Annotated in this window: 6 protein-coding genes; 4 read left to right on the forward strand and 2 right to left on the reverse strand. The window is 69.4% G+C overall.

All coding sequences use genetic code 11. The features are described 5' to 3' along the window. The first annotated feature begins 485 nt into the window (after nucleotides 1-485). The 4 genes from WBL05_RS03555 to mgtE all read left to right on the forward strand — a co-directional run bounded on the left by WBL05_RS03555 (nucleotide 486) and on the right by mgtE (nucleotide 4,887). Nucleotides 486-1,478, forward strand: coding sequence for a hypothetical protein (locus WBL05_RS03555; protein ID WP_424223779.1), 993 nt, complete (start codon nucleotides 486-488; stop codon nucleotides 1,476-1,478). A 235-nt stretch (nucleotides 1,479-1,713) separates the two neighbouring features. Next, a complete protein-coding gene (locus WBL05_RS03560) occupies nucleotides 1,714-3,060 on the forward strand; it encodes an ammonium transporter (protein ID WP_424223781.1) in 1,347 nt (448 codons plus the stop codon). Then, complete coding sequence (locus tag WBL05_RS03565) at nucleotides 3,057-3,395, forward strand: P-II family nitrogen regulator (protein WP_424223783.1); 339 nt, start codon at nucleotides 3,057-3,059, stop codon at nucleotides 3,393-3,395. Before WBL05_RS03560 ends, WBL05_RS03565 begins: the two co-directional genes overlap by 4 nt. A gap of 172 nt (nucleotides 3,396-3,567) precedes the next feature. Further along, the gene (mgtE, locus tag WBL05_RS03570; RefSeq protein WP_424223785.1) at nucleotides 3,568-4,887 is read left to right on the forward strand and encodes a magnesium transporter; all 1,320 of its coding nucleotides are present in this window, start codon (nucleotides 3,568-3,570) and stop codon (nucleotides 4,885-4,887) included. Nucleotides 4,888-4,904: 17 nt separating this feature from the next. Here mgtE and WBL05_RS03575 read toward each other — a convergent pair whose 3' ends face one another. Then, nucleotides 4,905-6,224, reverse strand: a complete 1,320-nt coding sequence (locus WBL05_RS03575) for a flavin monoamine oxidase family protein (RefSeq protein WP_424223787.1) — start codon at nucleotides 6,222-6,224, stop codon at nucleotides 4,905-4,907. Further along, on the reverse strand, nucleotides 6,221-6,646 hold the full coding sequence (locus tag WBL05_RS03580; RefSeq protein ID WP_424223789.1) for an acyl-CoA dehydrogenase family protein: 426 nt from the start codon (nucleotides 6,644-6,646) through the stop codon (nucleotides 6,221-6,223). Before WBL05_RS03580 ends, WBL05_RS03575 begins: the two co-directional genes overlap by 4 nt. Nucleotides 6,647-6,936 lie beyond the last annotated feature (290 nt).

The following is a 6,936-nucleotide window of genomic DNA, read 5'->3' on the forward strand; positions in this document are numbered from 1 at the left end:
GGCTGCTCCGGTTGAGCCGGCTGGGCCGCGGCTGACGGTTTGACGGCGGTGGCGCCGGTCGGGGTCGGGGGCGGGCCGGCGGGCGGCCGGCCGTCGTCCAGCTTGACCGCCGCCTTCGGTGCTGCACCGGGCGCGGCAGCCGGGACGGACGCAGTTGCGGGCGATGCTGGCCTGGTCGTCCGCGGGGAGGGTCCGACCACCACTGGGGCCGCCGGTGGCGCGGTGCTCGCGGACGCAGGCTGGGCCGGGTGAACCTTGAGCCGGTTCGGATCAGTCAACCGCACCGAGCCTGGCATGGTCAGGTCGGCCTGGCAGTTGGTGCAGGCGCGGTCGTGGGCTCCAACCGGGTCCCAGCAACGTGCGCAATACATCGGGTCTCAACCATCCTCGCCGTACGAGTTCGGGCCTTCGTCACAATACAGTTAGGCGAACAGTCATCAACGGCAAACTGCCGCCATCCGGAACAGCCCGACAAGGAGGACAAGGTGAGCAACCCCAGCTCATCGACCGATGGTCCTCCCAAGGGCATCCGGGCGCTTCGCAGCCGGCTCGGGTGGTGGTGGCAGGCACCGGCCGGGCTGCTGGTGCTGAGCATCGCGATCGTCCTGATCACCACCATCGCGTTCGGCGCCACCCGCCCGAACGTGGGCAACCCACCGGGCCCAGCGGTGTCGGCCACCCCGCAACGCAGCGGCCTGTTCACTCCCGCCGGGTCGCCGCCGGCATTGGCACCCGCGCCGGTGCAGGCCGAACTGGACGCCGAGGTCGCCCGGATCGAGGAGAAGTACGGCGTCCTGATCGGCATCACCATCAGCCAGGCGGCCAGCCCGTCCCGTGTCACCCAGGAGACCTGGCGCGGCGGCACCCTGCATGGTGGCCCCGCGTTCGGGACGATCGACGTGGCGATGGCGCTGGCAGTGCTGGCAGAGGACAAGCAGCCCTCCGACCGCGACTACCTGTTCAACCGGGCGCTCGCCGACAACTCGCGCGCCGCGCAGGACGCCATGTGGGCATTCCTGGGAGTACCCGAGGACGCGTCCAGGAAGACCACCCAGGCGCTGCGCCGCTTCGGCGACTGGCGCACTGTCGTGCCGGCCGCCTCCACCCGAAACCCGCAGTCGCCCTACCTCGACACCGAGTGGTCGCTGGAGGCGCAGTCGCGGCTCGCCGGGGCCATGCGGTGTGACTACGTCGACGTCCACCCCGCCATGTCAAAGCTGAATGACCCGGCCGACAACGCGTGGGGGCTGCAAACGCTGCCACTGACCTACTCGAAGGGTGAGTGGGGCACGCTGGTCAATGGCGACATCATGGTTCGCCAGTTCGGCACCATGCGGCTGTCGGACAGCACCCAGGTGGGCATCGCGATGGCGGTGACCGGTGGGTTCGGCGAACCGGCTGAGGGTGAAGGGGCGATCACCGAGCTGGCCAACACCGTGCGGCGAGTCGCCACCGGCTTCGCCGAACCCAACTGCTGACCGGTACGGCAGGGGTGCACGACTTTGCTCAGCCGGTTCGGGACGACCGCCGTCAGCGCAACGACTGCGAGGAATGGTACCTGGCCGTGGCGAGCCAGATGCTGCACCTCGAGCGACCCGGCCACACCGGGAGCCGGCGAGCGGAAATGTGTCCGTAACGCGGCGCCCGCATCACTAACGCCGCTGTAACTTTGCGACAACTCGGGCGCAACGGGCGGCCAGCAGGCTGACCGTCATGACAATTCTCCAGATCAACACCGGCGACACAGCCTGGGTCCTGGTCAGCTCCGCCCTGGTGCTTCTGATGACCCCCGCCCTCGCCCTGTTCTACGGCGGCATGGTGCGTAGCAAGAGCGTGCTCAACATGATGATGATGTCGTTCGTCACGATCGGCCTCGTGGGGGTGCTGTGGGTGCTGTACGGCTTCTCGATGGCCTTCGGCAACTCGGTCGGCGGGATGGTCGGTGACCCGACCCAGTTCCCCGGCCTGGCCAACCTGATGGACGCCGAGGTCGGCACCGTCCCCGCGCTGGTATTCGTGGGCTTCCAGGCCGCCTTCGCGATCATCGCGGTGGCGCTGGTCAGCGGGGCGGTCGACGGCCGGATGAAGTTCAGCGCCTGGTGCCTGTTCGTCGTCATCTGGGCGACCGTGGTGTACTTCCCCGCCGCCCACTGGGTCTTCGCCTTCGACGGGGTGGTCTCCGAGCGGGGCGGGTTCGTTGCCAACTCCATCCAGGCCATCGACTTCGCCGGCGGCACCGCCATCCACATCAACGCGGGTGCGGCGGCGCTGGCGCTGGCAATCGTGCTCGGCCCGCGGATCGGTTTCGGCAAGGTGCCGATGCGTCCGCACAACCTGACCCTGGTGATGCTGGGGGCAGCCCTGCTGTGGTTCGGATGGTTCGGCTTCAACGCCGGATCCGCGCTCGGCGCCACCGAGCTGGCCGGTCTGGCGTGGGTGAACACCCTTGCTGCACCGGCGGCGGCGATGCTGGCCTGGCTGGGCACCGAACGCGTCCGGGACGGCCACGCCACCACGCTGGGGGCGGCGTCCGGCATCGTGGCGGGACTGGTGGCGATCACTCCGGCTGCCGCGGTGGTCACCCCGCTCGGGGCGATCGTGCTCGGCGCGCTGGCCGGGGTGGGCTGCTCGATGGCGTTGTCGCTGAAGTACCGGTTCGGCTACGACGACTCGCTGGACGTGGTGGGCGTCCACCTGGTTGGCGGGCTGATCGGGACGCTGGCGATCGGCCTGCTGGCCGACGGTTCGCTGACCGGCAGCCCGGACACCGCTGGGCTCCTGTTCGGCGGCGGGGTCGCCCAACTCGGCCGGCAGGCGGTGGGGGCGGGCGTGGTGCTGGCCTACTCGTTCATCGTGACCTGGTTGATCGCCCAGGCGCTGAAGCGGACGATCGGACTGCGCGTGGCGACCGGCGCCGAGACCGGTGGGGTCGACCTGGCCGAGCACGCCGAGGTCGGGTACGACCTGTCGCGGGCGCAGTACTCGTCCTACCACATCCGCAAGACGCTCTGGTTGCCCGCCGAACGCGGCCGGGACGCCGAAGAGGGGGTGTCGGCATGAAGCTGATCACGGCAGTACTGCGCGAGGACGCAGTCGATGACGTGCAGATCGCGCTGGCCCGGCAGGGCATCAGCGGCATGACGGTCACCGAGGTCAGCGGCTACGCCCACCAGCGCGGTCACACCGAGGTCTACCGGGGCGAGGAGTTCACGATCTCGTTCATCACCAAGATCCGGCTGGACATCCTGGCGCCGGATTCCGACGCCGGGACCATCGTCGAGACCATCTGCCAGGCCGGCCGCAGCGGCCACGTCGGGGACGGCAAGGTCTGGGTGCAGCCAGTCGACGACGTGGTGCGGATCAGGACCGGGGAGCACGGTGAAGCCGCAATCTGACCTGATGATTGAAGCTCCGACGCCCAGTGATCCGCGGGATGCCGGGCCGGCCCCGCGGATCACTGGTCTTGTGCACCATTGGCGGCGCCCGGTCCCGATATCATCCAACTGCCAGATAGAGATGCCCGACCAGTGACGGACGCCAGTGATTAGCCCCGCAGACGGTGGTGCCGTGCGTGCACTGCTGGCCGCCCTGCGAACCAACGACCTGGTCAGGGCGGACGGGTTGCTCGCCGGTCTGCCCACCGACCAGTTGCCGCGCTTGCTGGTCGGCCTGCCACGAGCCGAGCGGGCGGTCGCGTACCGCCTGCTCCCGAAGGATCGGGCAGCCGCGGTCTTCGAGGCCTGGCCGAGCGCGATCGCAGCCGAGTTACTGGAGGACCTGCGCGACGAGCAGACCGCGACGATCTTCGCCGATCTCGACCCGGATGACCGGGTGCAGATCCTGGACGAGTTGCCGGCCTCGGTGGTCGCCCGGCTGCTGGCCGGTCTGGGGCCGCGGGAGCTGTCCGCGACCAGGGAGCTGATGGGCTACCCCGAGGAATCCGTCGGACGCCGGATGGTCACCGGGGTGGTCACGGCCCACCCGGACCACACGGTTGCCGAGACCCTGCAGCGGTTCCGGCAGCGTCCGGACGGGCCCGACCAGATGGGCGTCCCGGTGCTCCGGGCAGGACGCCTGCTGAGCGGCATGGTGCCGCTGCACACGATCGTCACCTCGCCACCGCAGACCCGGATCGGCGACCTCGTCGAGGCGTTCCCATGGGTGGCAACAGACGATGACCAGGAGACCGCTGCCCGCGAGATGCAACGCACGGGGGCGCGCGACCTGCCGGTGGTCGACCAGGAGCGACGGTTCGTCGGCCTGGTCCAGGTTGACAACCTGGTCGACATCCTCACCGAGGAGGAGGCGGAGGATGCCGCCCGGTCGGCCGGCGTCCAGCCGCAGAACCGGCCGTACCTGACACTGTCGCCGTGGCGGGTGGCTCGATCACGCATCGTCTGGCTGGTGGTGCTCCTGCTGGCGGCCTTCCTGACCGTCGGTGTCCTGGACTATTTTGAGGCGGCGTTGAGCCAGGTCATCGAACTGGCGCTGTTCATTCCGCTGCTCATCGGCACCGGCGGCAACACCGGATCCCAGTCCGTCACGACAGTCGTGCGGGCGATGTCTGTCGGGGACGTCTCCCCCGGTGAACTCGGCCGGGTGGTACTGCGGGAGTTGCAGGTCGGGGCGTTCCTGGGTGTCGGCCTGGCTGCTCTGGTGTTCGTCCCGGTCTGGCTCGTCTTCGAGGTGCAGGTGGCGATCACGCTGGCGCTGTCGCTGCTGGCGATCTGCCTGCTGGCGACCTGCGCCGGTGCGCTGGTTCCGATGCTGGCCCGCCGGCTCGGGTTCGACCCGGCAATCGTCAGCGCACCGTTCATCACCACGGTCGTGGACGCCACTGGCCTGCTGATCTACTTCCTGGTTGCCAAGGCTGTCTTCGGGTTGTGACCAGGAGCGAGCCGAGCTCAACCCAGCTCGCGCAGGATCGCCTTCGCCTCGTCGTGGCCGGACCGGACCGCGCCCTCGAGATAGCCGTTGCTCTTGCCCACGTACTCGGCTCCGGCGAACCGGATGGGACCGGCCGGCTCGGCCAACAACTGGCCGTTCACGCTCCAGGCCCCCGGCGCGAAATGCGGGGTGTGGCAACCGCGGGTGTACTTGTCAGCGGCCCAGTCGTAGTCGAGATAGACGTGCGGCTGGCGGGCCTGCTCGCCGAAGACTGCGGCCAGCGAGTCGATGAAGGCGCGCTCCCGGATGGCCTGGCTGCGTCCGGACAGGGTGGCCGCCTCGACCCCCTCGAAGAAACCCATCAGGATGCCGGGACCGTCGCCGTCGCTGATGTCGAAGGTGACCCGCACCGGGCCCTCGTCGGCGCTCATCTGGCCGCTCAGCCCGTCCTCGCGCCACCACGGCGTGGGGTAGATCGCGAAGACCTTGATCACATGCCCGGAGGTCTGGCGCTGGACCGCCTCGTCGCACCAGGCCGGCAGCGGCGGGTTGTACGGCAGGCGCAACGCCAGCCACGGCGGCAGCGTCACCAGGACCCGACGTGCCCGGTGGGCGCGGGTGGTGCCGTCGCCGGCCTCGGTGTGGACGGTGACGCCTTCGGGATCGTGGTCGATCCCGGTGACGACCTGCTGCAGTTGCAGGCAGGCCTCGGGCAGTTGCGCGGCCAGGTGGTCGGCCAGTTGGTGCATGCCGCCCACCACCCGGCGCAACTTCAACCCGCCGCTGACTGCGAACAATGACTCCAGATCGGTGCCGTTCACCGTGGTGGCCAGGGCCCGACCCAGCGAGACGTCACCGTTGATGCCCTCGCCGACGTTGGCCAGGATCGCCGAGAAGTCGCTCTGCGCGGCGGGCGTACGCAGGTTGGCCTTCACCCAGCGTGACAGCGGCTGGCCCAGCCACGCCACATTCGCCGCAGCCCAGTTGGGATCGGACTTGACCCGCTCGGCCAGCCGCCGGAAGCGGAGCACCCCCTGGCCGAGGTCTGCCATCTCGAACGGAGTGAGGGCGTGGCTGCGGTCGGGGGCGGCCGGGCTGCGGAAGACCTCTCCCTGCGACCGGATCAGCAGGGCGCCTTCCTGCGGTCCCACCAACTCAACCCCGGCGGCCTCGATCAGTTCGTGCATGCAGTTGTGGCCGGGGCTGACCCACTGGCCGCCGACCTCGATCCCGATCCCCTCGTGGACGACGGTGGCCACACGGCCGCCGATCCGGTCGCGCGCCTCCAGGACCACGATGTCCTTGCCGCGACGGGTCAGGTCGACTGCCGCAGTCAAACCCGCGAAGCCTGCTCCGATAACCACACAATCCAGCACGCGTTCAATCTACCGAGCAGCGCCGGGGCCCCAGCAGCCGGGGCCCCAGCACCCGGGGCGCCGGCTTGCCCGGACGCGGTCCGCGAGACCAGCGCCGAGCTGATGCGCATGATTCGGCGAAGATCGACATCCGTGACCTCAGCGCGGCGGTTCGGCGCCGACAACGCCAGCCAAGCGTGGGTCTCCACGATGATGCCGGTGGTGGCGCACACCTTGAAGATCTCCTCCAGGGCGATCATGTAGTTCACGTGGTCGAGCCCGGCTCCGCCCGACTCCTCGGGGTACGGCACGCCCATAAGACTCTGCTCGGCCAGCTTGGGCAGCGTCTCAACCGGCAACCGATGGTTCCGGTCGATCTCGGCGGCGATGGCCATTGTACGCATCGGGCGGTGAGCAGGGCTGCGGTCCAAGCCTGCGAAGCGCAGCGCCGCGCTCAGCGCCTCGGTTCAAGCGACACCCTCAGGCCCGGGCAGTTACCGCCCATGAGGACCCAAACTGCACGCAAAGCAGCCAAACGCCTGAACTACTCAGCCCAACGCCCGGATACTGCCCGGGATACCGCAGTGGCGTCCAACTAGGAGACTGCTGAACAAGTGCGTGTCTGTGCCCGGGTGGTGGGGCCGGGTGCGGGAGCCTTGGTCGTGTGCAGGGGCGATCGCGGGATCAGCGGGAT

This window comes from Brooklawnia sp. (assembly GCF_049651565.1).
In the GTDB taxonomy this organism is placed as follows: Bacteria; Actinomycetota; Actinomycetes; order Propionibacteriales; family Propionibacteriaceae; genus Brooklawnia.